Consider the following 314-nt stretch of genomic DNA (forward strand, 5'->3'; position numbering starts at 1 on the left):
CGTACGTCCACCACAACGCGAGACTGCCACCGGGTCGCCGGTTGTGAGACCGGCGTCCTTGTAGGTGCTGACGTTGTAGTTGGTGCGCCCGGCGCTGCCGTCCCACGCCGCAGCCTCTTGCCAAGGCAGTTGCGGCGCCTGTGCAAAGGTGTTGTGGTCGATCGCCGAAACCTGCAGGTCGCCCACGCCCATGCGCAGCGTCGGGTTGTCCGCGACGAAGCCCACATGGGCCTGGTTGGTCGAGTACAGGCCCGACTCGCCCAGAACAGGGCCACCGACCTGCCAGGTGCCGGCGTGGTAGCTCATGGTCTGGT

At 66.9% G+C, this 314-nt stretch carries 1 protein-coding gene; it reads right to left on the reverse strand.

Going from position 1 to position 314, the window contains the following annotated elements; translation table 11 throughout:
• Positions 1–306: hypothetical protein (locus APY03_RS08875; protein WP_157103395.1), on the reverse strand; the 306-nt coding region annotated here is incomplete at its 3' end.
• Between the last annotated feature and the right edge of the window lie 8 nt (positions 307–314).

It is taken from the genome of Variovorax sp. WDL1, from assembly GCF_001541225.1.
Classification (GTDB): Bacteria; Pseudomonadota; Gammaproteobacteria; order Burkholderiales; family Burkholderiaceae_C; genus Variovorax.